Annotated in this window: 21 protein-coding genes; 6 read left to right on the top strand and 15 right to left on the bottom strand. The window is 42.7% G+C overall.

The window, feature by feature from the left end; genetic code table 11:
• Window positions 1-13: 13 nt before the first annotated feature.
• From N8M93_RS06705 to N8M93_RS06695, 3 genes are all read right to left on the bottom strand, one after another.
• Window positions 14-1,732, bottom strand: a complete 1,719-nt coding sequence (locus tag N8M93_RS06705) for a pyruvate oxidase (protein ID WP_261130493.1) — start codon at window positions 1,730-1,732, stop codon at window positions 14-16.
• Between the two features lie 130 nt (window positions 1,733-1,862).
• Entirely contained in the window at window positions 1,863-2,570 is a 708-nt protein-coding gene (chbG, locus tag N8M93_RS06700) for a chitin disaccharide deacetylase (protein WP_261130492.1), read from the bottom strand.
• A 73-nt stretch (window positions 2,571-2,643) separates the two neighbouring features.
• A complete protein-coding gene (locus tag N8M93_RS06695) occupies window positions 2,644-2,955 on the bottom strand; it encodes a YggT family protein (protein WP_261130491.1) in 312 nt (103 codons plus the stop codon).
• 86 nt (window positions 2,956-3,041) lie between these two features.
• Here N8M93_RS06695 and N8M93_RS06690 point away from each other — a divergent pair, with 86 nt between their 5' ends.
• Window positions 3,042-3,797, top strand: coding sequence for a potassium channel family protein (locus N8M93_RS06690; RefSeq protein ID WP_261130490.1), 756 nt, complete (start codon window positions 3,042-3,044; stop codon window positions 3,795-3,797).
• On the opposite strand, the gene N8M93_RS06685 is transcribed toward N8M93_RS06690, so the two are convergent.
• The 5 genes from N8M93_RS06685 to N8M93_RS06665 form a co-directional block, all read right to left on the bottom strand.
• Window positions 3,794-4,198, bottom strand: a complete 405-nt coding sequence (locus N8M93_RS06685; RefSeq protein WP_261130489.1) for a YugN-like family protein — start codon at window positions 4,196-4,198, stop codon at window positions 3,794-3,796. The genes N8M93_RS06690 and N8M93_RS06685 overlap by 4 nt on opposite strands.
• A gap of 585 nt (window positions 4,199-4,783) precedes the next feature.
• Entirely contained in the window at window positions 4,784-6,136 is a 1,353-nt protein-coding gene (locus N8M93_RS06680) for a glucose-6-phosphate isomerase (RefSeq protein ID WP_261130488.1), read from the bottom strand.
• Window positions 6,137-6,235: 99 nt separating this feature from the next.
• Complete coding sequence (locus N8M93_RS06675; RefSeq protein ID WP_261130487.1) at window positions 6,236-7,432, bottom strand: MFS transporter; 1,197 nt, start codon at window positions 7,430-7,432, stop codon at window positions 6,236-6,238.
• A 797-nt stretch (window positions 7,433-8,229) separates the two neighbouring features.
• A complete protein-coding gene (locus tag N8M93_RS06670) occupies window positions 8,230-9,876 on the bottom strand; it encodes a DASS family sodium-coupled anion symporter (RefSeq protein WP_261130486.1) in 1,647 nt (548 codons plus the stop codon).
• A gap of 162 nt (window positions 9,877-10,038) precedes the next feature.
• Window positions 10,039-11,202, bottom strand: coding sequence for an iron-containing alcohol dehydrogenase (locus N8M93_RS06665; protein ID WP_261130485.1), 1,164 nt, complete (start codon window positions 11,200-11,202; stop codon window positions 10,039-10,041).
• A gap of 332 nt (window positions 11,203-11,534) precedes the next feature.
• On the opposite strand from N8M93_RS06665, the gene N8M93_RS06660 reads away from it, so the two are divergent.
• Window positions 11,535-11,765, top strand: a complete 231-nt coding sequence (locus N8M93_RS06660) for a DUF378 domain-containing protein (RefSeq protein ID WP_221566620.1) — start codon at window positions 11,535-11,537, stop codon at window positions 11,763-11,765.
• A gap of 49 nt (window positions 11,766-11,814) precedes the next feature.
• Here the strand turns inward: N8M93_RS06660 and yugI are convergent, their stop codons facing one another.
• From yugI to N8M93_RS22785, 5 genes are all read right to left on the bottom strand, one after another.
• Window positions 11,815-12,210, bottom strand: a complete 396-nt coding sequence (gene yugI / locus N8M93_RS06655; RefSeq protein ID WP_261130484.1) for a S1 domain-containing post-transcriptional regulator GSP13 — start codon at window positions 12,208-12,210, stop codon at window positions 11,815-11,817.
• A 151-nt stretch (window positions 12,211-12,361) separates the two neighbouring features.
• Entirely contained in the window at window positions 12,362-14,272 is a 1,911-nt protein-coding gene (gene asnB, locus N8M93_RS06650) for an asparagine synthase (glutamine-hydrolyzing) (RefSeq protein WP_261130483.1), read from the bottom strand.
• A 388-nt stretch (window positions 14,273-14,660) separates the two neighbouring features.
• Window positions 14,661-16,058, bottom strand: a complete 1,398-nt coding sequence (locus N8M93_RS06645; protein ID WP_261130482.1) for an aspartate ammonia-lyase — start codon at window positions 16,056-16,058, stop codon at window positions 14,661-14,663.
• 77 nt (window positions 16,059-16,135) lie between these two features.
• Window positions 16,136-16,417 carry a hypothetical protein gene (locus tag N8M93_RS06640; protein ID WP_221566624.1) on the bottom strand — a complete coding sequence of 94 codons (282 nt, stop codon included), beginning with the start codon at window positions 16,415-16,417 and terminating at the stop codon, window positions 16,136-16,138.
• A 153-nt stretch (window positions 16,418-16,570) separates the two neighbouring features.
• Window positions 16,571-16,963 (bottom strand): hypothetical protein, encoded by a 393-nt coding sequence (locus tag N8M93_RS22785; RefSeq protein ID WP_314728265.1) that lies wholly within the window; start codon window positions 16,961-16,963, stop codon window positions 16,571-16,573.
• Window positions 16,964-17,164: 201 nt separating this feature from the next.
• Here N8M93_RS22785 and N8M93_RS06630 point away from each other — a divergent pair, with 201 nt between their 5' ends.
• Entirely contained in the window at window positions 17,165-18,034 is an 870-nt protein-coding gene (locus N8M93_RS06630; RefSeq protein ID WP_261130481.1) for an alpha/beta fold hydrolase, read from the top strand.
• A gap of 279 nt (window positions 18,035-18,313) precedes the next feature.
• On the opposite strand, the gene N8M93_RS06625 is transcribed toward N8M93_RS06630, so the two are convergent.
• The gene (locus N8M93_RS06625; RefSeq protein WP_261130480.1) at window positions 18,314-18,595 is read right to left on the bottom strand and encodes a hypothetical protein; all 282 of its coding nucleotides are present in this window, start codon (window positions 18,593-18,595) and stop codon (window positions 18,314-18,316) included.
• A gap of 113 nt (window positions 18,596-18,708) precedes the next feature.
• Here N8M93_RS06625 and N8M93_RS06620 point away from each other — a divergent pair, with 113 nt between their 5' ends.
• Window positions 18,709-19,863 (top strand): CapA family protein, encoded by a 1,155-nt coding sequence (locus N8M93_RS06620; RefSeq protein ID WP_261130478.1) that lies wholly within the window; start codon window positions 18,709-18,711, stop codon window positions 19,861-19,863.
• Between the two features lie 44 nt (window positions 19,864-19,907).
• On the opposite strand, the gene N8M93_RS06615 is transcribed toward N8M93_RS06620, so the two are convergent.
• The gene (locus N8M93_RS06615) at window positions 19,908-20,732 is read right to left on the bottom strand and encodes an SRPBCC domain-containing protein (protein ID WP_261130476.1); all 825 of its coding nucleotides are present in this window, start codon (window positions 20,730-20,732) and stop codon (window positions 19,908-19,910) included.
• Window positions 20,733-21,045: 313 nt separating this feature from the next.
• Between N8M93_RS06615 and N8M93_RS06610 the strand changes: the two genes are divergently transcribed.
• Both N8M93_RS06610 and N8M93_RS06605 read left to right on the top strand, forming a co-directional pair.
• Window positions 21,046-21,363: a DUF3870 domain-containing protein gene (locus tag N8M93_RS06610; protein WP_261130475.1), complete on the top strand. Its 318-nt coding sequence runs from the start codon at window positions 21,046-21,048 to the stop codon at window positions 21,361-21,363.
• A gap of 100 nt (window positions 21,364-21,463) precedes the next feature.
• Window positions 21,464-22,630 carry a DUF819 domain-containing protein gene (locus N8M93_RS06605; protein ID WP_261130473.1) on the top strand — a complete coding sequence of 389 codons (1,167 nt, stop codon included), beginning with the start codon at window positions 21,464-21,466 and terminating at the stop codon, window positions 22,628-22,630.
• Window positions 22,631-22,820 lie beyond the last annotated feature (190 nt).

The following is a 22,820-nucleotide window of genomic DNA, read 5'->3' as shown; positions in this document are numbered from 1 at the left end:
ACAAGTCCTTCCGTTAAAATAAGCGCTTCAGTGCCTTTTTTAGCGGAGGCATATCTACTTCATGTTCCTTGAAGAATTTTTTCATGACATGTTTCGAGAAACCTGCAGCCTGACCGTATGTGATCTTACCCGGTAAAGGGGGTTGATCTTCGATTATCACATCGATAATGACTGGCTTCTTCTCTTGGGAAGCTTTTTTAAAGGCGGCGCTCAACTCACGATGGTCTGCCACCGTGTATCCTTCACCCCCGCACGCTCTTGCAAATGCTGCAAAGTCGATGTTTTTGAGGTCAGTTCCATATTCCAGATGGCCTTGTTCTTCCTGTTCGTATTTGATCATTCCGATCTTTTGGTTATTCATGATCACCACAATGATTGGCAAGTTGTATTTGACAGCCGTGACAAAATCATGCATGACCATCGAAAATCCTCCGTCGCCACAAACGGTTACCACTTGCCGCTCTGGATAAGCAAGGCTGCCAGCAATTGCCCCTGGTAGTCCAAACCCCATTGTTGCCATCCAGCTTGAGATAAGGAATTTTTGATGGGTGATTTTGAAATGTCTTGCCATCCAAACCGTGACATTACCGACGTCTACAGATACGATTGCATCATCATCAACGACCTCTTGAAGCTTTGGGATCACTTCTTGTGGTTTTATTGGAGAAGAAACTTGATTTTCTTCTTTTTCGATGTGCCTCCACCAATTCAACATATTTTCTTGACATTCTTTCAAGAAGGTCCGTTCTTCTGTCATTTGCAGTTGATCATTCCATTTCTGGAGCGCGGTGGCTGCGTCTCCTACAACCCCTACCTTCACTGGATATCGCTTACCGATCTGACTTGGATCATGATCGATCTGAACAGCCGGGGCTTTATCGGGCAAAAAATCCCTGTAAGGAAAAGAGGTGCCGACCATGATAAGCAGATCGGTTTCTTCCATAGCCTCGTAGGCTGGTTTGGTTCCAATCTGTCCGAGCTGACCAAGATTGTAAGGATGTTTGTCAGGTAAAACTCCCTTCGCCGGTAAAGTGAAAATGATCGGCGCGGCAATTTTTTCTGAAAATCTGACCAGTTCTTCCCTGGCCTTTCTCGTTCCTGTTCCAGCGAGAATGACTGGCTTTTTCGCCTCTTTTATGTATTTCAAGCCAGCATTCAGATCCTCAGAAGAAGGAATGTGCTTTGAAACCGATGTTGTCTCCGTCAAGTTCGAGGTGTAACCTTCGATCTTTTCCATTGGAATGTCGTCAGGAATGATCAAGACGGATACGCCTTTTTCGGCGTAAGCTTTACGTATGGCTTGGTCGAGCAATGAAGGGAAGGATTCTGGAGATGAGACCCTTTGGCTGAACACTGACACATTTTCAAACATTTTCTCAAGATCAATTTCCTGAAAAGCATCATGCCCTACTTTATCCGTAGGGACTTGCCCAGCTAAGACCAATACAGGAGCACTGTCTGCTTTGGCATCATATAAACCATTGAGTAGATGGATTGCACCTGGACCCCCGATCGAGAGACAGACTCCAATCTTACCTGTTAATTTCGAATAAGAAGAAGCAGCTAACGCACCTACTTCCTCATGTCTTATTTGTATGAATTCGATACTTTCTTTTTCTTTTCTAAGATGTTCAACAAAGTTGTTGATCGAATCGCCTGGTAATCCAAAAATATGGTTGATATTCCAATGTTCAAGAACTTCAGCAGCAGCCTTCCCTGCAGTTTGTTTCATTTTTGTTCCCTCCAAATGCTTGTTTATAAATTCGATACCACAAAGCATCAGAAGTGAAACTAATCAAGTGGTGTAATTACTGTAATTTCCTGTTTTAGAAGCCCTTTCAGAGTACCTTACATCTATTTTTCTATGATAAGATAAATCGATTGTCTAATTTCGTCTTAATGAGGATCTCTAACTCTTCTGCACGTTTATCGCAATAGGATGAGCCATCTTTTAGCGCCTGATCAATATAAGCCGGATGACACATGACCTCCACACTCGAACCATTTTTTACTCTTTCCGCTAGAGTAGCGAAATAATCTTCACTTACATTCTCTCGGATGAAGTCGTTAAAGAAAACTTCAGTCAGTAGTTTAAAATCTGTCACCTTATCTTTAAACACATTCCGTACTGGGAGGTCATATTTTTCGGATAGCTTTTTTACAATCGGAAGCAGTTGGGGGTGCTTGTGCATGTGGTGGTGATTGTCAAAATGCGTAGGTTTCAAACCAATGCTATAGAACCGCTCGATTTGTGCATTCCATTCTTTTTCAATATCTTTCAGCTTAGAAGATAGGTCCTGACCAAGATCTCTTGTCATAATCAATCCACCGTCCCGATCCGTCAGAGTAGGTACATCCTTAGCAACCGCTTTGCCACATGTAAGTGTCAAATGGATACCGACTCGTAAACCAGGGTTGTTTTTCGCTAATTCAACTGCATGCTCCGTGCCTGGCATGTTTACAAACATCGTCGTTGAATTGACGATTCCATATTTATAAGCATCGATGATCCCATGGTTGACTCCTCTTGAAAAACCGAAGTCATCTGCGTTTACAATCAATTCGATCATGACAATCCGCCCCGTCCCTTCTTTTCTTCCATTGTAGGGGGAGCTGCAACTTTTATAAAGAAATCTGTATTATCTATCGCCTTCGATCGTTGTTTCCTGAGTTGAGCATCAGGATGAATTGGACGAGGAAGTACGATAAGAAGGCATAGACGATCAATGCAAAAATACTCGTCAATTCAAGTTCATACCGCCCCTGGATGACTGGTGTCGGAAAGATATTCTGAAAAGGTGATAATAATGGGATGGTCAAATTGTAAACCCATTGGACAAATGGTGTATAGGGATTGGCACCGAAAAGCTTCAGAACGATACGTAATAAGATGAGTGCTTCAATAATACCCATGAACAAATTAACTAAATATACGCCAAAAGGTCTCCGTTTCATCATCATTCCTCCTTTCTATAAGTTTCTAACAAATAAGATATGGATATACTGCTGATAATGACACTACTTGACCATAGGTGAATCAAATGAAATCAATCACATTACAATATCTACGTCTACCCCCTATCGCACGGTTATTGATCATTGTTTTTTCCGTTCTGGTTCTTTTCGGTATTACAATCCGTATCCTCGAACCGACTAATTTCCAGTCTGTTTTTGATGGCATCTATTGGGCGATTGTCACAGCGGCAACCGTAGGGTATGGAGACCTTGTGCCGAAAACAAGCCTAGGGAAAATGATGACGATATTGCTGATTCTTACTGGAAGCACTTTCATCACTTACTTTTTTGTACAAGTAGCTGGATATACAGTCAAGCGTCAGGCTGGACTTATCAAAGGTGATGTCGCTTTTGGAAAAAGTGGCCAAATCGTCATAATTGGTTGGAACGAGCGGACGAAAGATTTGATCGAACAGATCCATAACCGGAATCCCGAAGAAAAAATTGTCCTCATCGACCGGACTCTTCCACAGAATCCGTATCATTATGGCAATATCCATTTTATCCATGGAAAGCCATATGAAGATCTGACTTTGCAAAAAGCGAATGTGACCGAAGCTGAAAAAGTGATTTTAACTGCCAATAATCAGGTCAGTGAAGAACAATCCGATATGGATGCCATTCTAACACTACTTGCAGTAAAAGGAGTCTGTCCAAAAGCGCATACCATTGTAGAAATTTTGACACCTGGACAATATGAGAATGCGAAACGTGCTGGTGCCGATCATATCATCCACACATCGAATATTGTGAGTTCAGCCTTTTTCGAAAACCTTGGTTAACGAAGAAGCTGTTCTTCAAGATCCTGGACCATTTTTTCGCCAACCTCGATCCATTTTTCGTCAATAGAACCGTCTGGATCTTGGGGTTCAGAGAATTGGTTGAGCGTTGCATTGGCATTACCGGCACTTACATTATCGTCCAGACCTCTTTGATAGACATGGTGCAGAAGATAAGGGGTTCCGACACTGACGATGCAGCCGTTACGATCGAGTTCTCCCTTAATCGCCTGGAACGGAATTCGGAGATACATGTATCCTTGTTCATCGTCGAGCTTATAATCGAACGCGCCGTGATCGTAGTCCCAGCCGCCGCCGATGTCATACCCTAATGGTTTCAACGTATATTCGAGTTCATTCAGTTCAAACTGCTCACCATCTAATTTCGATTTGATTTCAATCATTGTCGTTTCTCCCTTCAGAAAACCTATATCTTTATCGTAACCACTCTCCTTCGTTTTCATTAAAAATATGGCAGGATTAGAAGGTACGTGTATTTCTAAAAACTTTTTCAGACATAAAAAAAGGAACCTGGAAATATCCAAGGTTGCCTGCAATTCATTTTTTAATTTTGTTTATTAATGTATATTTGGTTATAATATAATTAGAAAAGGCATAATCTAAAAACCAGCTATTGTAAAATTAGCTGGGCGGAACAACCGTATAGACCGTTAGAGGACGGTCAAGACTCAGGGAAAGTAATCCACACAAGCTTGCCGGCAGGGTGGATTACTTTTTTCGTTCGATCAAAGTAATCACCAGTGTTATCAACAGAATCATAAACGTAGCTGTAGCTATGTCAAAATTACTGTGATTCACGGCCACCACCCCCTTTCCCAGGGGATATATGACCGTCCACCCTACCTATACGATTGCTCCTATGAACATTATACACAAAAAACAGGAAAATAAATCCAAGCCACTAACGATAACATGTCTCTCATAAAAAAGAAGCTGCCTTTGTTAAAAGCAAGCTTCCCTCTTATAGGTTATTTCAATCGACCTTCTAATTCTTCTTTCAAGTCTTCGAATCCTGGTTTTCCTAGTAATGCGAACATGTTTTTCTTGTATGCTTCAACACCTGGTTGGTCGAACGGATTCACTCCCAAGAGGTAACCGCTGATCGCACATGCTTTTTCAAAGAAATACACGAGATATCCGAAGTTATAAGCGTCCAATTCCGGGATGTTCAGGACAAGGTTCGGAACCCCTCCATCGGTATGTGCAAGCAATGTACCTTCATAGGCTTTCGTGTTGACGAAATCCATCGTTTTCCCAGCAAGGTAGTTCAGCTTGTCAAGGTTTCCTTCGTCCTCTTCGATCGTCACTTCTTTTTTAGGGTTTTCAACGTTCAGGATCGTTTCGAAAATATCGCGGCGTCCTTCTTGTACATATTGGCCAAGAGAATGAAGGTCAGTTGAAAAGTCTGCTGCTGCTGGGAAAATCCCTTTATAGTCTTTCCCTTCACTTTCACCGTAAAGCTGCTTCCACCACTCTGCAACATAATGAAGAGCAGGCTCATAATTGACCATCAATTCAGTCGTCTTGCCTTTGTTGTATAGAGCATTTCGAACAGCCGCATATTGATAGGCTTCGTTTTCTGCGAGATTTGGGTTGTTGTACGCATTCCGTGCATCCGCTGCACCTTTCATCATCGCTTCGATATCGACACCTGTTGTTGCGATCGGAAGAAGTCCAACTGCCGTCAAGACGGAATAACGTCCTCCAACATCGTCAGGGATGATGAATGATTCGTAACCTTCTTGATCGGCCAGCGTTTTTAACGCACCTTTTTCACGATCGGTTGTCGCGTAAATGCGTTTGCGCGCCTCTTCTTTTCCATACTTCTCTTCTAAAAAGCTGCGGAAAATACGGAATGCGATCGCTGGTTCTGTTGTCGTACCAGATTTCGAGATGACATTGATCGAGACGTCCTTATCTTCGAGCACATCGAAAAGGTCTTGTACATACGTAGAGCTGATGTGGTGTCCGACAAAAATGACTTGGGGGGTATCACGTTTTTCTTTGTTCAGCATGTTGTAGAACGAATGGTTCAGCATCTCAATTGCAGCTCTTGCGCCAAGGTAAGACCCGCCGATTCCGATAACTAGGAGCACTTCCGAATCAGATTTGATCTTTTCAGCCGCCTTTTGGATACGTGAAAACTCTTCGCGGTCATAATTTTCAGGAAGATCGACCCAACCGAGAAAATCGTTACCCGCTCCAGTCCCATTATGTAACGCTTCATGAGCGGTTTTCACTTGATCGGTAAGGTGGTCAACTTCGTGCTGACCGATGAATGATAAAGCTTTTGTATAATCAAAACGAATTGCAGATGTCATGGAATCCCTCCGTCTTCTATTACGTTCTTCATTATCACTTTATCGGATTAAAAAATCGAACGCAACCACTAGCTTTAATGTAAACGATTACACTTCGAATTATTTCAGATGTTTGAGTTTTGGGAGAAAAAGGACCACGATCAAGAGTAAAAAACTGGTGCTGGTGATCCCAATCCAGGCAAAATGATCCCACAGTTTCCCGACGGCTGTACTCCCGATCGCCACCCCGACGTAGTAATTGATCAGGTAAAAACTCGATGCACCGCTTTTATGATGTGTCGCGGTTCTGCCAACAAGGGCAGCTGCCATCGAATGCGCAATGAAAAATCCCGTACAGATCATGCCGAGTCCAATAAGAATGAAAGGAGCAAATTGGATAGCGGTCAACCATATCCCGATGGCAAGTAATCCAAGCCCTCCGAATAACACACTCGAAAGACCGATTCTAGAGGAAATCCGACCTGCTATTGGAGGAGCTATGACACCTAATGCGTAAGCGAAATACGTGAATGAAATCAATTTCAGCGTCCAATTGAACGGCTCCCCATGCAGATAGAACGGCAAATACGTCCAAACCGCTGTGAACATCGTCTGCAGGAGAAGTCCCATTACGAAAAGAGGAATCAGACGCATATCAGTCAAATGCACGAACATTCCTTTAAGATCGGAACTGATCGATGCAGGTTTTTGCTCGAGAAGGCGTTCTTCCGGCAATAAAATGAGAAAGAGCACGATGACGATCACCCCGAAGCCCGATAGGCTCAGAAGTGTAGTCTGCCAGCTGAACAGGTCTGTGAAATAACCCGCGAAGACCCTTCCGCCCATACCGCCTAATGCATTGCTCGCAATATAAAAAGTCATCGCAAGGCTCAGATGTCTTTTGTCGATTTCGTCTCCAAGGTAGCCCATGGCAGCAGCAGGAATTCCGGCAATGAAGAATCCTTGTAAAAATCGTAACGCGACGATGATATAGAACTCTGTCGCAAATGGCATTGCAAATAACGTCGCGACCGTTACGATGAGCGAGATGTTCATGATCGCGCGCCGGCCATAACGATCTGCCAGGAACCCAAGTACGAATAGACCGATGATCATCGTGATGACCGAAGACGAAACCAATAGGCTTGAGAACGTCGGCGTGATATCGAACTCTTTTACGAAAACTGGTAGTAATGGCTGGAACACATACAACGTTGAAAAAATAAGCAAGGAGGCAACCGCAAGCGCAAGGATGATGCGCCAGAATTTTGGGTCTTGTTTCGTATAAGGCAGTGCTTTTTCTTGTTGGTGGTCCATTGTATCCATCCTTTGTTATTACGAGTTCGGTTTGGGTGTTTTAGGTAGATTCGTTTAATTGATTGAGGATTGGGACAGCGGCTGCCTCTTCTCCTCTACCTCCTGTCCTGTATTAGGCTGTTAGGGGACAGTCTTTTGCTTTTTCCTCTACCTCCTGTCCCGTATTGTGCTGTTACGAGACAGTCTTTTGCTTTTTTCTCTTGCTCCTGTCCCGTATCGTGCTGTTACGGGACAGCATTTCGCTTTTTACTCTTGCTCCTGTCCCGTATCGTGCTGTTACGGGACAGTCTTTCGCTTTTTACTCTTGCTCCTGTCCCGTATCGTGCTGTTACGGGACAGTCTTTCGCTTTTTCCTCTTGCTCCTGTCCCGTATCGTGCTGTTACGGGACAGCATTTCGCTTTTTTCTCTTGCTCCTGTCCCGTATCGTGCTGTTACGGGACAGCATTTCGCTTTTTTCTCTTGCTCCTGTCCCGTATCGTGCTGTTACGGGACAGCATTTCGCTTTTTTCTCTTGCTCCTGTCCCGTATCGGCCTGTTACGGGACAGCATTTCGCTTTTTTCTCTTGCTCCTGTCCCGTATCGGCCTGTTACGGGACAGCATTTCGCTTTTTTCTCTTGCTCCTGTCCCGTATTGTGCTGTTACGGACAGCACTGCGATTTTTTTCTCTAGCTCTTGTCCGAACATCGCACAATAGTGATTCGTATCCAGAACGGGAATGATTATCACAGCAATTTTTATAAAAAAATAAAAAAGAAGAAAGGCGTTAGGTGCCTTTCCTCTCGCCTTTCGATCTGGTTATTGTCTAAGCGAGTCTGGGAAGCTTGTGATATCGATGCCCCAAACTGCTGGTAAATACAAATAAATCGCTATTGTAATGATAACAACTGAGATGATGTTGAGCCACAATCCTGCTCGCGCCATGTCTGGAATCCGCAAATATCCGGAACCGAACACGACGGCGTTGGGTGGAGTTGCAACCGGCAACATGAACGCACAGCTGGCTGCTAGTCCTGCCCCGATCATCAGTGCATATGGATGCACAGAAATAGCTGCAGCGAGTGAAGCCATGATCGGGAACATCATTGTAGCTGTCGCTGTGTTCGAGGTGATTTCTGTCAAGAAGATGACCATAGCAGTCACGATTGCAATGATCAAGATCAGATTGACCCCTTCTAATACCGCCAATTGGGTACCAAACCATTCAGCCAGGCCTGACTCCTGGAACCCAGCGGCAATCGCGAGTCCACCTCCAAATAATAGGAGGATGCCCCAAGGTACACCTTTTGCCGTTTCCCAATCTAAAAGAAATTCTCCCCTCTTTGTGGCAGAAGGAATCATGAATAATATAATGGCTGCTGTCATTGCGATGATCGTATCGTTGATGTTCTCGTTCAAATCAACCAAGATGAACGATCTTGAAATCCAGGCAAGTGCAGTCAATGTAAATACAGTCAAAATGACTTTCTCTTCTGGACCCATCAAGCCAAGTGCCTTCTTTTCGTTATTGATGACTTCTTTTCCACCAGGAAGCTCACGTATTTTCATTGGAAATGCGAACTTGACCAGATAGTACCACGTAATTGCCATGAGGATGATCACGATCGGTACACCGAACAGCATCCACCCTGCAAAAGATATCTCAATGCCGAATGAGTTTTTGACAACTCCGGCAAAAATCGTATTTGGAGGTGTCCCGATCAACGTTCCTAATCCTCCGATCGATGCAGAATAGGCAATACCGAGCATGATCGCCTTACCGAAATTGAAGTTCTTTACATCAGTGTCAACATGTCCTTCTTTTTTCAATTGTTCAGAAACCTGATAGATGACAGCCATGCCGATCGGTACCATCATCATCGCTGTGGCTGTGTTCGAAATCCACATTGAAAGGAAGCCTGTCGCCACCATGAAACCGAGGATGATTCGTTCTGTACTTGTACCAATTGCGGATATGATGAAAAGAGCGATTCGTTTATGAAGGTTCCACTTTTGCATTGCTAAAGCAATCAAGAAACCACCTAAGAATAGAAAAATCGTATTATCGCCATAAGATGAGGCGGTGATATCTCCGCTCAACCCGCCAGTCAAGGGGAATAAAATCAATGGCAGTAAAGAAGTAGCTGGAATCGGGATCGCTTCAGTGATCCACCAGGTTGCAATCCAGAGTGTACTTGCCAGAACCGCCAATCCCTCAGAGGAAAGTCCTTCAGGTTTGAAGAATAAAAGAGTGGCGATGAAAAGAAATGGTCCTAAAATAAGGCCAATTCCTTTGCGCTTTCCATACGCAGGTCCAGGGCCGGATGAATTTGCACGATTATTTTTTGCGTTCGATTGTGTCGTAGATGAGCCGTTTTCTGTGGATGACAGCTTCAACAAGTCCTTTGCTTGATGATGCCAGTCCCACAATGTCGACCAAACGTTCCGTAACAATGATTGTTGCATCATATTCCCTCCTAATCCCTAAATTTGATCATACTTCACTTTCCCCTCATCCCCCATAATAAAACGCTTTCTTTTTAACTTAAAGGTTAATACCGTTATTGTTGTTTTTTACCAATAACAGGGGAAAAGGGAGATCCGATCGGTTTCTCCCTTTTTTACAATTTACAATGACATTTCCAAGATTTTTTCTACGTCTGGCTTTTTCAGGGTCTGGAAATTTCCAAATTCACCGCGGGCCATAGCACGATCAGCCATCAAATCAAGCTTGGAGTCATCGATGTCATAATCCGCTAGTCGGCTAGGTGCACCGAGTGAAGTCCAGAATGCCTGAATTTCATCAATCGCAGCCAGGGCTAGTTCACGATCGGTTTTACCAGATTGATCGACACCAAAGACACGGACAGCCAATTGTTTCAGCTTACGCTCTGTCTCTTCTATATTGTGTTTCATCCAATTCGGGAACAATATAGCGAGTCCGCCTGCATGCGGAATATCATAAACCGCTGAAACAGCATGTTCAATGTTGTGTGTCGCCCAATCCCCGCGGGCACCCATCTGTAAAACTCCGTTCAATGCCATGGTGCCGCTGTAAAGAATCGTTTCACGATGCTCGTAGCTTTCAAGGTTGTCAAACAGCTTCGGTGCAGTTTCGATGACCGTCAGAAGGATCGCTTCAGCCATCCGCTCTTGAAGCTTCGTGTTTGTAGCAGGGTGGAAATAGGACTCAAGTACATGCGACATCATGTCAACAATACCGTAAACCGTCTGATCACGTGGTACGGTGATTGTATTCACTGGATCAAGTATTGAAAATTTCGGGAAGTTCGCCGGGCTGCCCCACCCATATTTCTCATTCGTTTCCCAATTGGTGATGACAGCGCCAGAATTCATTTCTGAGCCTGTTGCGGCTAGTGTCAATACTGTACCGAAAGGAACGGTTTCTTCAACTCGTACTCGGTTGGAGATCATCTCCCATACATCGCCATCGTACTTCGCTCCACCGGCTATCGCTTTTGTACAGTCGATCACACTTCCTCCACCGACTGCGAGTAAGAAGTCGACATTATTTTCACGGACAAGCTCGACTCCTTTACGTACTGTTGTCAACCTTGGATTCGGCTCCACTCCGGATAATTCCGTCACCCTCGCACCGATTGCTGATAGCCGTTCCATCACCTGGTCGTATAACCCATTCCGTTTAATGCTTCCTCCGCCATAAACGACCATCACATTTTTACCGTATTGCGGTATTTCTCTTTCCAGAGCCTCGACTTGCCCTTTTCCAAAGATCAACTTGGTCGGATTTCTGAATTCAAAGGGTTCCATACAATTCCTCCTCTTTTATAATTTTCTTTTTTAAATAGCGTTTGTCACTTCCATAATCCTGTCAAAATTACGGTAGAAATATACTCGCACTTTTTTGACTTTGTTAATTGTCTTAGCTGATTTCAAATGAAATTTGACACTCCGGCGAGAAAAGCGAACTTACAGAGCCTTTCTTGTTATATAAAGACCTTTATATTATCTCGAAAATTTTCTCTCCAAGTAAAGTAATCTGTTTTTAAACCTCTCGACAAAATTCATGTATAAAGTAAGGGTTTATTTTCCAAAATAAGAAAGAAGTAAATTCTTCCACATTGAAGGAGGTATAACGCATTATGAATGGACTTCAACGTACAGCGTTAGCTTTAGTGATTATTGGTGCCATCAACTGGGGACTTATCGGCTTTTTCCAATTTGATTTAGTGGCAGCGATATTCGGTGGACAAGACTCTGTCCTTTCTCGTATCGTATATGGACTAGTCGGTCTCAGTGGACTGTATTGCTTGACTTTGTTGTTCAGACCTTCTGAAGAGTTTGAACGCGAAAACAGAACAGAAATGACGTAAAGAAAAGCACTAAAAAAGCAGCTAACATTTCAGTTAGCTGCTTTTTTGCTTATTTTTTCAAACGCTTATTTAATTGCGCTTGGCGGTCGTTGGATTCTTTCAACCAAACCTTAAGTTTATCTTCAAGAGTGTTGAACCCTTGAGCGTTATCGTTTTGAGCTGGGCGCTTAGGACGGCGCGGGCGCTGTTGCTGCTTAGGCTCAGGTGCAGCTTGTGTTTTGCGGATGGAGAGGGAAATCTTCCCGCTATTTTCTTCTACGTTCATAACTTTCACTTCCACTGCATCTCCGACAGATAAGTGATCATTTATATCTTTCACATAATCGTGAGAAACCTCAGAAATATGAACGAGACCTTGATGCTGGTCATCTAGGGCAACAAACGCACCGAACGGCTTGATCCCAGTGACTTTCCCCTCTACTATGCTTCCAACTTCGTATTTCATACAAGTAACAACTCCTACAAATTTTTTAACTTTAACAGTATAACATACAACCCAGGTTAATACAAAAACTGAAAAAAGATTCTAAAAGGAAAAAACCACTGGTATGACAGTGGTTTTTTGCACAATTTCCCAAATATCATTGAAAGCTTAATCAGCTTGTTGCTGCTTTTCTTATGAACATTTCATCTTCTTCTAGCACATGTCCGTGGAAGTCATAAAGATTCTCGACATAGATCTGGTGCCAGACCATGAATATGAGGACCGTCCATAGTTTACGGCTATAATCCAGTTTTCCAGTGCGATGTTCATCAAGAATCCGCAAAACGATTTTTTTATCAATATATTGTTCCGTTTTACTCTCTTTGATCAGTGTCCTTGCCCAGTCATAGAGTTCGTTTTTCAGCCAATGACGAATCGGTACAGGGAAGCCTAACTTTCTTCGATAAAGGACCGATTCTGGGACAATTCCTTTCATCGCTTCACGGAACGCGTATTTGGTCGTACCGTTAGTCACAGAATCTGTAGGCGCGATTTGTGATGCTACCCGAAAGACTTCTTTATCCAGGAATGGCACCCGAAGTTCGAGTGAGTTTGCCATTGTCATTTTATCCGCTTTGACAAGGATATCGCCTCTCAGCCATGTATGCATATCTACATATTGCATCTTGTGGATATCATGATACGATTTCGCATTTTCGTAGATTGACGCTGTGACCTTCTGATAATTCCATTCTTTGTTGTACGATTTAAGCAAGTACTCTTTTTCAAGCTCAGTGAACATTTTCGCATTACCGATATAACGTTCTTCCATCGACATGCTGCCACGTTCGATGAAGCTTTTTCCTTTCGTCCCTTCAGGCAGGATATCTGAAAGTTTCTTCAACCATTTCCGTAACCCCAACGGCAAGGTTTGATAGCCTCTTAAAGAGTTCGGTTCATTATAAATCGTATAACCGCCAAATAATTCATCTGCACCTTCACCTGACAAGACAACTTTCACATGCTTGCTCGCTTCACGTGAAACGAAATACAGGGGTACTGCTGCTGGGTCTGCGACTGGGTCATCCATATGCCAGATTATCTTTGGTAACTCACTTACAAATTCTTCAGGTTGGACAATGTAATGGATGTTCTCAACATTCAAAGCGGCTGCAGTCGATACAGCAACATCTATTTCGCTGTATCCAGAACGTTCGAAACCGACTGTGAAGGTCTTGATCTCTGGGTTGATTTCCCGAGCTAATGCAACAATTGCACTTGAATCAATACCACCTGATAAGAAACTGCCTACGGGCACATCACTACGCATATGTACCTTGACGGAATCTCTCATCACATTACGAATGTCTTCTATGGTACGATCAATCGGAGCTTGCTTTACATTGAATGTAGGCTTCCAGTAGGAACGAATCTCCATTTTTTCACCAGGTTTCTTTGTAAAGAAATGCCCTGGCATCAATTTTTGTATATCGACCGACATCGTATCTGGTTCGGGAACGAATTGATACGTCAAATAGTGGTGAAGTGATTCTAAATTGACTTCTTCTTCATGTAAAGCTGATAAACTTTTCTTTTCAGATGCACAATAAAGATGCCCGCCCATTTCTGTGTAAAAGAACGGTTTAATGCCGAATGGATCTCGCCCACCGAACAGTTCTTTCTTCTCTTTGTCCCAAATCAGAAAACTGAACATACCGCGTAAATCTTTTATGGATTCGGTACCTTTAAATACAAAATTGGCTAAAATGACTTCTGTATCTGATTGGGTTTGGAATTCATATCCTTCTTCAATCAATGAATCACGTAGTTCAACATAATTGTAAATCTCTCCGTTGAAGATGATCCAATACCGCTCATCCTCATATGTTAAAGGCTGATGGCCGCTTTCTATATCTATAATACTCAGTCTTCGGAAACCGAATCGAACATGATCATCATAAAAAAACCCTTCATCGTCCGGACCTCGATGAGTGATGAGGTTGGTCATTCCTTTTAGTTGTCTTATTTCGCATGCATCCACATCTCTTGGTTGGTCAGAGACATAACCGACAAATCCACACATCTGACTTGCCTCCTTCATAATTCTTCAAAAATTTAACTGAAATACCCATACTTTAACATTATAATCCTATACTTTAGATTAGACGAGTGACAATCGACTCTGTTTCAGACAAAAATTTTATTTTTTACCAATTGTACTTATATTACCCATATGATTTGTAAAAAGTTTGTCGAAAATACAAGTTTATCTAAATTTTTTAAAAAACAGTCTGACATCAGGATTATTCCTATTTAGCTTCATGAAAAAAGAAGACCTTTTCATAAAGGACGGGCATGGGTTTATTTATCACGAAAAAAACGAATTTACGTAAATCAAGAAAAAAAGAGACAGACTTATGTCTGCCCCTGGATGTATATCAATATAATTTTCTATCCCTCTTTTATGATCATTACACTAGATTTTCTGGATCTAGAAGGTCCGCTGCTTCTTTCTCAGACATGATCCCTCTCTCAAGAATGATTTCTCGAACCGTCTTTCCAGTTCGGAAGCTTTCTTTCGCGATTTCAGCAGCCTTTTCATACCCGATCTTCGGATTAAGTGCCGTAGCCAGGGCTAAACTATTTTCCATCAATTCGCTCATTCTGCTTTCATTCGGTTCGATTCCTTTGATGCATCGTTCAGTAAATGTATCCATTCCAGTGGATAAAATGGTGATCGATTGCAGGACATTGTAACCGATGATCGGCATCATTGGATTGATTTCCAGCTGGCTCCCTATTCCGGCAGTTGAAACACACGTATCATTACCGATCACTTGCGAACAGATCATATAAAGGTTTTCAGGAATGACCGGATTCACTTTTCCTGGCATGATTGATGAACCGGGTTGTACAGGTGGTAAATTCAACTCGGCGATCCCTGTCCTTGGCCCTGAACTTAACAATCGGAAGTCACTTGAAACTTTGATCAAGTGGATGGCGATCTCCTTCAAGGCGTGACTGACGCGAATCGCTGCGCCCGTATTCTGCATGAAGCTGAAGCGGTTTTTCGGCTGTTGGAAGCCCAAGCCTGTACTTTCTGAGACAGCCTTTATGGCCCTGTCACTATATTCAGGATGTGAATTGATTCCAGTACCGACAGCATTTCCACCAAGACCGATTTCGTAAAGAAACGGTTCAGCTAATTTAACAGCGTCATAAGCGTTCTTTATGCTTTGCGCATATCCATCGAACGATTGTCCCAAACGCATCGGCACTGCATCCTGTAAGTGTGTTCGTCCGGATTTGATAAAGGGTCGGAATTCTTCTGCCTTCTCTTCCAATGCTTGAATCGTTTTTTCAAGAGCTGGGTATAATTGGCGATGCAGTTCTTCTGCAACTGCAATATTGATGGCAACATGGATCGTATCATTCGTCGATTGAGCCATATTGACGTCATCATTCGGATGTACCTTTGTCCAATCGCCGCGTTCCCCTCCCAATATTTCGCTGGCTCGTGAAGCAATGACTTCATTCGCGTTCATGTTCTGGGACGTTCCTGCTCCAGCTTGATAAGCATCGACGACAAATTGTTCATCAAGCTTCCCTTCCATCACTTCTTCAGCTGCTTGTATGATGGCATTCGCTTTTTTCTCTTCAATTTGTCCTGTATCACGATTTGCGATTGCTGCTGATCGTTTGATGATTGCCTGTGCACGGATAAAAGCTCTTGGCAATCGCAGCCCGCTGATCGGGAAGTTTTCCACAGCTCTTTGTGTTTGTGCGCCGTAATAAGCATCTTTCGGAACTTTGATTTCGCCTAATGTATCTCTTGCAATACGATGATTTTCCAAGTTTTCAGCTCCCATCCCTGTTAGTGTGCTACTATGTTATGTTCCACTGTCCATACTTTTTAAACCCATTTAATTTCCAGTTGATTTGTCGGTCATCGCCATCTCATTCTTGGATAAAATGGATAGCATCTGTTGTCTTGTGGAGGGAATTGATAGACTTTTGCGACCGGTTTGTTGATTTTACGATATTCTGTCCGGTACCCTGCCCTTGCTCTTTCATAAAACGTCCTCTCGGAAATCGGACGCGGTGCTGACCATTCCAATGATTTTGGATTCATCCAGGAATCATGTGTAATCAATTCCCTTTTATAATAATATCGATTGCCGCTTGGATATTCTTCACAAATGTAAATGACTGTTTGTCGTGAGTGCATGCTATACCTCCATATATTAGTGAATTATGTAACAGTTTACCCAAATATTGTGAAATTCAACGATCAAAGGCTATCGCCCGCTTGTACGAATTGAATCTGACCTAAAGAAAAGAGCTTGAATAACGCCAAGCCCTTTCTTTATTGTCAGATCGTCTAACGCCAACCTCCGAACCACCACCAGCATCCGCAGATGATGAGCAGGATCACCACTATGACGACTACAGCCCAGATCCAACCAATACCATAGCCGAATCCCCCGTAAAATGGATATGGTGGATAAAAAGGGGCTCCGCCATAAGGCGATTGTGCACCTGCTACCATACCTGGCTGCTGTTGGGTTGAGATTCCAGCAACCATATTATTTGCTGCACCGACAGGGACACATAACAGCGGGCTTTGTTGCGGCTGTGTCTGTGCTCCAGCTACTTGCTGCGGTTGCTGCGGTGGACAAGGTGGTGGACAATATGGTTTCGGATAACAACCAGGACGGTCATCCGATACATTTGATTCGAAATCATATTCATCGTTATCGTAATACTGAGGCATTCCCCTAAACCTCCTTATATTTCTTCATAATAAAATATGTACTTGAACCAAAAAACGGAAGGACTATATGCTCGAAAAAGAGCCCTTTTTTCAGACGTTTGTCCATGCTTGGCATCATTTATTGTCATTTTTTGATCTACATGAGGTTGCGTTCAAAGGAAAAACTAATATAAAAAACAGATGTTTGGGGTGAAACAAAAAATGGAGATGACGGCATCTACAACTGAAGAAATAAATCCATCAAAGCAGATGCGGCTTCAAGATATCAATATATACTATGAACATTATCCACATGGGAAACTGGATGCTCCTGTCGTAATTCTGATTCACGGATTCTTGAGTTCTTGTTTCAGTTTCCGCAGGCTCATCCCATTGTTAAAAGAACATTTTCATATCTTCGCGATTGATCTACCTGGTTTTGGACAAAGTGAAAAGTCCAGAAAATTCATGTATTCCTTAAAAAATTATGGGCAGCTTATTGCTGACTTTATTGAAAATATGAGCATCGAGAATGTGTATGTCATTGGGCACTCCATGGGAGGACAGGTAGCGATGCATGCTTCACGGATCGTTCCTGAAAAAATCAAAAAGTTGATCCTCCTCGGCTGTTCTGGTTATTTGAAGCGTCCAAGCCGATTTATCGTACGGTGCTCCTACCTGCCGTTTTTCGTATATGTCATCAAGCATTGGATCAGTAAAAAAGGGGTGCGTGAAAACCTGCTTACTGTCGTCCATAACCCGTCGTTGATCGATGATGATTTGATAAATGGGTATGCACAGCCTTTCAACGATAAAGAAACATTCCATGCACTGATACGGGTATTGAGACATCGTGAGGGTGATATGCAGCCAGAGGAACTTCAGCAAGTCAATCATCCTGTCTTATTATTGTGGGGAAAATATGATCAGGTAATTCCACTTCCTGTCGGGGAACGGATGGTCAACGATTTGCCGAATGCAAAATTGAAAGTGTATGAAAATGCCGGCCATTTACTGCCGGAAGAAATACCAGAGGAAATCAGCGAGGAGATTTGCGGGTTCATGGACATTGCAAAACTGAAGCAAACGTAAAATGCGTTGGGATATCCGTCTTTTGGGGTCTGCAGAATTAAGAGGACACCAGAGACCTTATTCATGCGAAATTGCCATGTTTTTAAAAAATAGCGGACACCAGAGACCTTAATTTGATCAAAACCTCTAATATCCGAGAGTTTTGGCTCAAATAAGAGCTCTCATGTCCGCTAAACTTTTCCATCTCGCCTTTTGGTCACAAATAACGGTTCTGGTGTCCGGTAATCTCTTTTTATAACTAAAAAAGCAGATTATATCAAAATGGATAGCCTCTTTTTTTCAGAATAATTTTTTATCCTTCAACAAAGTGATCAATTGTTCTTTTTCCATATCCGTCAGCTTGTATTCTGAATCACAGCCCTCATTCTGCAGGACGATTTCCATTACCGTCCCCGCGTCAATGACGACTAATAGAGAAGGGTCTGTCAATCCTTCCGGAATCTCCCCTTTTTCTAACTCAAACGAAAGATGGAGGTTTTTCCATTTGTCCTCTTCCATCAAATCTACATGTACATCTGAAAATACCCAGTGTGAATATTCTCCTAAACCATATTGAATCATATGTAGTACTCCTCATAATTTATTATTTAAGTCTAAAGTTCGACTTTTTTCGCTATAATCAGTCATGGCTTGTTTTAAAAAAACGACTAAAATGGTAGTAAGGGGGTTGGATTATGAAAAAAGTCACGGTAATCTCGTTATTTGTCGTTTCCTTTGCTTTACTCTTTATGTTCTTTTTAAATTCCGAATTTTTCTTGAAAGCAGAAACTGAGGCACCTTCCAGGGCTGAACAACAAACAGAAACAGCTGAACAGAATGTGCCTGAACCTGAACCAGAAGAGATCACCACCACCGCGTCATTAATGGCAGTCGGTGATATTTTAATACATGATTATGTTTATAATCAAGCTAAGACTAGTGAGGGGCGTTACGACTTCACTGCAATGTTCAAACTTGTTAAACCTTATCTGGAAAGTGCGGATATTACGATAGCCAATCAGGAAACGATGATTGGTGGGAGTGAAATCGGTGTTTCAACGTATCCAAGATTCAATAGTCCTTTCGAAATCGGTACGACATTGAAGGAATCTGGTGTCGATCTCGTTACAATCGCTAACAATCATACCCTTGATCGTGGAGAAGATGCAATTCTGAACGCTTTGGATCACTGGGATGAGATCGGTATGGAATACACAGGGTCGTATCGTTCTGAAGAGGACCGTACGAATCTGCGGCTGATTGAGCGTAACGACATCACTTTTTCGTTCCTAAGCTACACGTATGGAACGAATGGAATACCTGTACCGGAATCGAAGCCTCACCTGGTTAACTTGATTGATATCGATTTGATCAAAAGTGAGATTGAAGAAGCAAAGCGGATATCGGATGTCGTTGTGCTTAGCCTCCATTTCGGAAATGAATATGAGCGGTTACCGAATGAGCAACAGAAGCTTCTTGCTAATGAAGCCGCTGCAGCAGGGGCTGACATTATCATCGGACACCATCCACATGTTCTCCAACCTGCTGCATGGATTGATAACCCGGACGGCAGCCGTACCTTTGTCACCTATTCATTAGGGAACTTCCTTTCCGGTCAGCGGAGAGATTATAAAGATATCGGCGGCATCGTTCAAATCAATGTGAAAAAAGTTATGAAGGGTGACGAGGTAGAAATATCTCTTGAAGAACCAGCTTTCCTTCCAACGTGGGTCGATCGTCAATACACGATCCAGCCGATGTTCCAACTGTTGGATCACCAGCAAACTTACAAAGAAATCAAACAACATATGTCCCAATGGATTCCTGACATGAAATTCATTGAAAGGTAGAAAAAGGTGGTCACACTCACGGAGTGATGACCACCTTTCTTTCGTTATTCTGCTTGTTCTGGCCGTTTCCCAGATTCAACATATTCTTTCAGGAACTTTCCGAGAAGTTCTTGCCAACCACTGTCATGCATCTGTTTCCATTCTGGATCTAACAGACCACTTGCATGGTGGGAAAGCTTTACGATCGTTTCATCTCCATTTTCCTCTAGTGTATATGAATATGCACTATTAACAGCGCCTTTCATCCCCAGGAGCCCATTCAACCGAATTTCTTCCGGGGCATTTACATAGGTAACGACACCCCAAAGAGCACCTTCATCATTGCTCCATGTCTCTAAAAAGCGACCTCCCACAGTTGGTTCAAATGTCAAAGTTGATTTCGCTGAACCGCTTAGCCGGTATGCCCACCATTGGTCGATTTCTTCTGTAAGAGCCTTATATACTTGTCCTCTTGGTGCTTTAATTGATATTTCCTGTTCGATCTGAAATGAATCTTGCTTGAGTCCGTTTTCCATTTCTTCATTCCTCCCTGTTTTTTGTTCAATTTTTTCTTTTAGCCTTATAAGTGAAGCGGCATCTTGATCATCGTATTTATTCACCCAACGATCATAAATTTGTCGCAACGGAACAGCGTTCAAATAATTCATTCGTACTCTTCCGACTCTTCGGATTGTGATCAGCTTAGCGCTTTCAAGCATATCAAGGTGTTTCATCACCGCATATCGGGTTACATCCGGAAACTTTTCATCTAAATCTCCAGTTGACAATGGACCATTATGGAGCAAGTCCAAAATCTGCCTCCTGATCGGGTGACTTAATGCTTTGAATGTTACCGAAAGCTCATCAATTTTTTCATTGATCTCCAACACCTTCTTTCATTATGTGACCTATAAGTAACATGTTTAATGTGACTAAATCGTAACATGTTCTTTTTTATATGTCAAAGTTTTATAGAAAGGCTGTTTTCACAAACAAACGGAAGGTTAAAATAGCACTATGGCCCGGGTTGTTTAATTGATGACAATGGACTATTTTTCCACCATAAAATAGATTAAATATTGAGAATATTCATCCGCTATATTACAATATTGCTGTAGGTTCAAAGCGCCTATTTTGAAGACTGTTCGTTTCACCAGCGGACACCTCTCATGATATCAGCGGTTTGATCCCAGGAGGAATAGCATGTACAACAAAAATACTATTTACATAATCGGGGATGCGAAAACAAGTTCCAACAACCCCATCACCCAGAAATTCAATGCCTTCTTTATCGGCCTTGTCATCGATCGAGAGAGTGGTTTGATTGTGGATGCTGATTGCTCAGCGACCATCTCACTAACAGAGAAGTTTGTTAAATCCTTATTTATCGGTCAATCGATCAGAGATACGGAGAATGTTACTACTGAGATCGAAACCCGTTATTTTGGTTCTTCACAAAAAGCGTTGGTCGTTGCGTTCAAAAATGCTAGTATCAAATATCAACAAATTGTTGAAGGATAGTTGCTTCCTCTGGTCACTTAGGGGAAATCCAGCTAATCGACTGTGTCATATCGTCGATTAGCTGTTTTTTGTTTACAAACTGAAAGGAGTTGAAAGAGGAATGATTCAGGATGGGATCATGTACGTCAGTGTTTTGCTGGTCATTACGGCAGTCATCGCTATTTCGGAAAAAAGAAGCCGCTCTAAATTTTTCAAGTACGTCCCTGGCATTGTATTGATTTATCTTGTATGTGCGTTGCTTCAAACATTCGGGGTCTTTGCCGCTTCCGAGTCTAATGATACAGCGTATGGAACTGTCAGAGGTGTCCTGTTGCCAGCGATGTTGATGCTGATGCTTTTACATTGTGACCTACGTAAAATCATCCGGCTTGGACCTAAAATGTTAGGGGCTTTTTTTGCAGCATCGATAAGTATCGTCATTGGATTCGCACTTACATACCTTTTGATGAAAGGATTCTATGCAACAGATACTTGGAAAGCCTTTGCTGCGTTAAGCGCGAGCTGGACTGGCGGCTCCGCAAACATGGTGATTCTTCAGGATATCCTTGCTGTGCCTGAAAACATTTTCGGCTACGCGCTGATCATGGATACAGTGAACTATTCATTCTGGGTAATGTTCATGTTTTGGCTGGTGCCTTTTTCCGATAAATTCAACCGGTGGACCAAAACGAATACGATATACCTTGATCAGGTATCTGCTGAAATTTCAGCTGCAGAAGAAGAAAATGAAGGTGCAAGGATCGGGTTTGTTGAGATGCTCAGCCTCCTTGCGCTTGCAATTTTTGTTTCTGCGTTAGGGACGAAAATAGGTAACAGTCTGCCAGAGCTAGGTACAGCAGTGAATAGTACGACGTGGACGATCATTTTTGCTTCTGTTGTCGGAATTGTACTTGCGATGACGAAGGTGGCGAGAGTCCCTGGCTCATTCGAGCTATCGAAAGTGATGTTGTATATCGTCATCGCGTTGATCGCCTCACACGCTGATTTTTCACAGCTTTTCCAGGCGCCGGTCTATATCATCTCAGGGTTCATGATTTTGTTTTTCCATGGAATTGTCATGTTCCTTCTCGCGAAACTGTTCAAGCTTGACCTTTTCACGATGGGAGTTGCCTCTCTTGCCAACATTGGTGGAGTTGCATCCGCTCCGATATTAGCTGGAGCATTCCATCGATCCCTGATTCCGATCGGGATTTTGATGGCTGTTCTTGGAAGCTTGTTAGGAACCTACTTCGGGATTTTGACAGCAAACATTTTGTCTGCCCTCTGATGTTCAGTGTTTGAAGTTTTCCATTAAAAAATGAGGCTGTTTTCGCAAACGTTGTTACTCTTGCACTTAAAGAAAATATAAAATACTTTCTTCAGTATAAGGGCGGCAACTAAGGCTCGACCTCAAAAGACTTGGTCTTGCCAAGTTTTCTTTAAAAGTCACAAGGTGCGAGACTCCTCGAAAATTGCAA

The organism is Bacillus sp. Marseille-Q3570, assembly GCF_946151055.1.
In the GTDB taxonomy this organism is placed as follows: Bacteria; Bacillota; Bacilli; order Bacillales; family Fictibacillaceae; genus Pseudalkalibacillus.
Note: the sequence above shows the minus strand (reverse complement) of the source record. Positions and strands in the feature narration are given on the sequence as shown.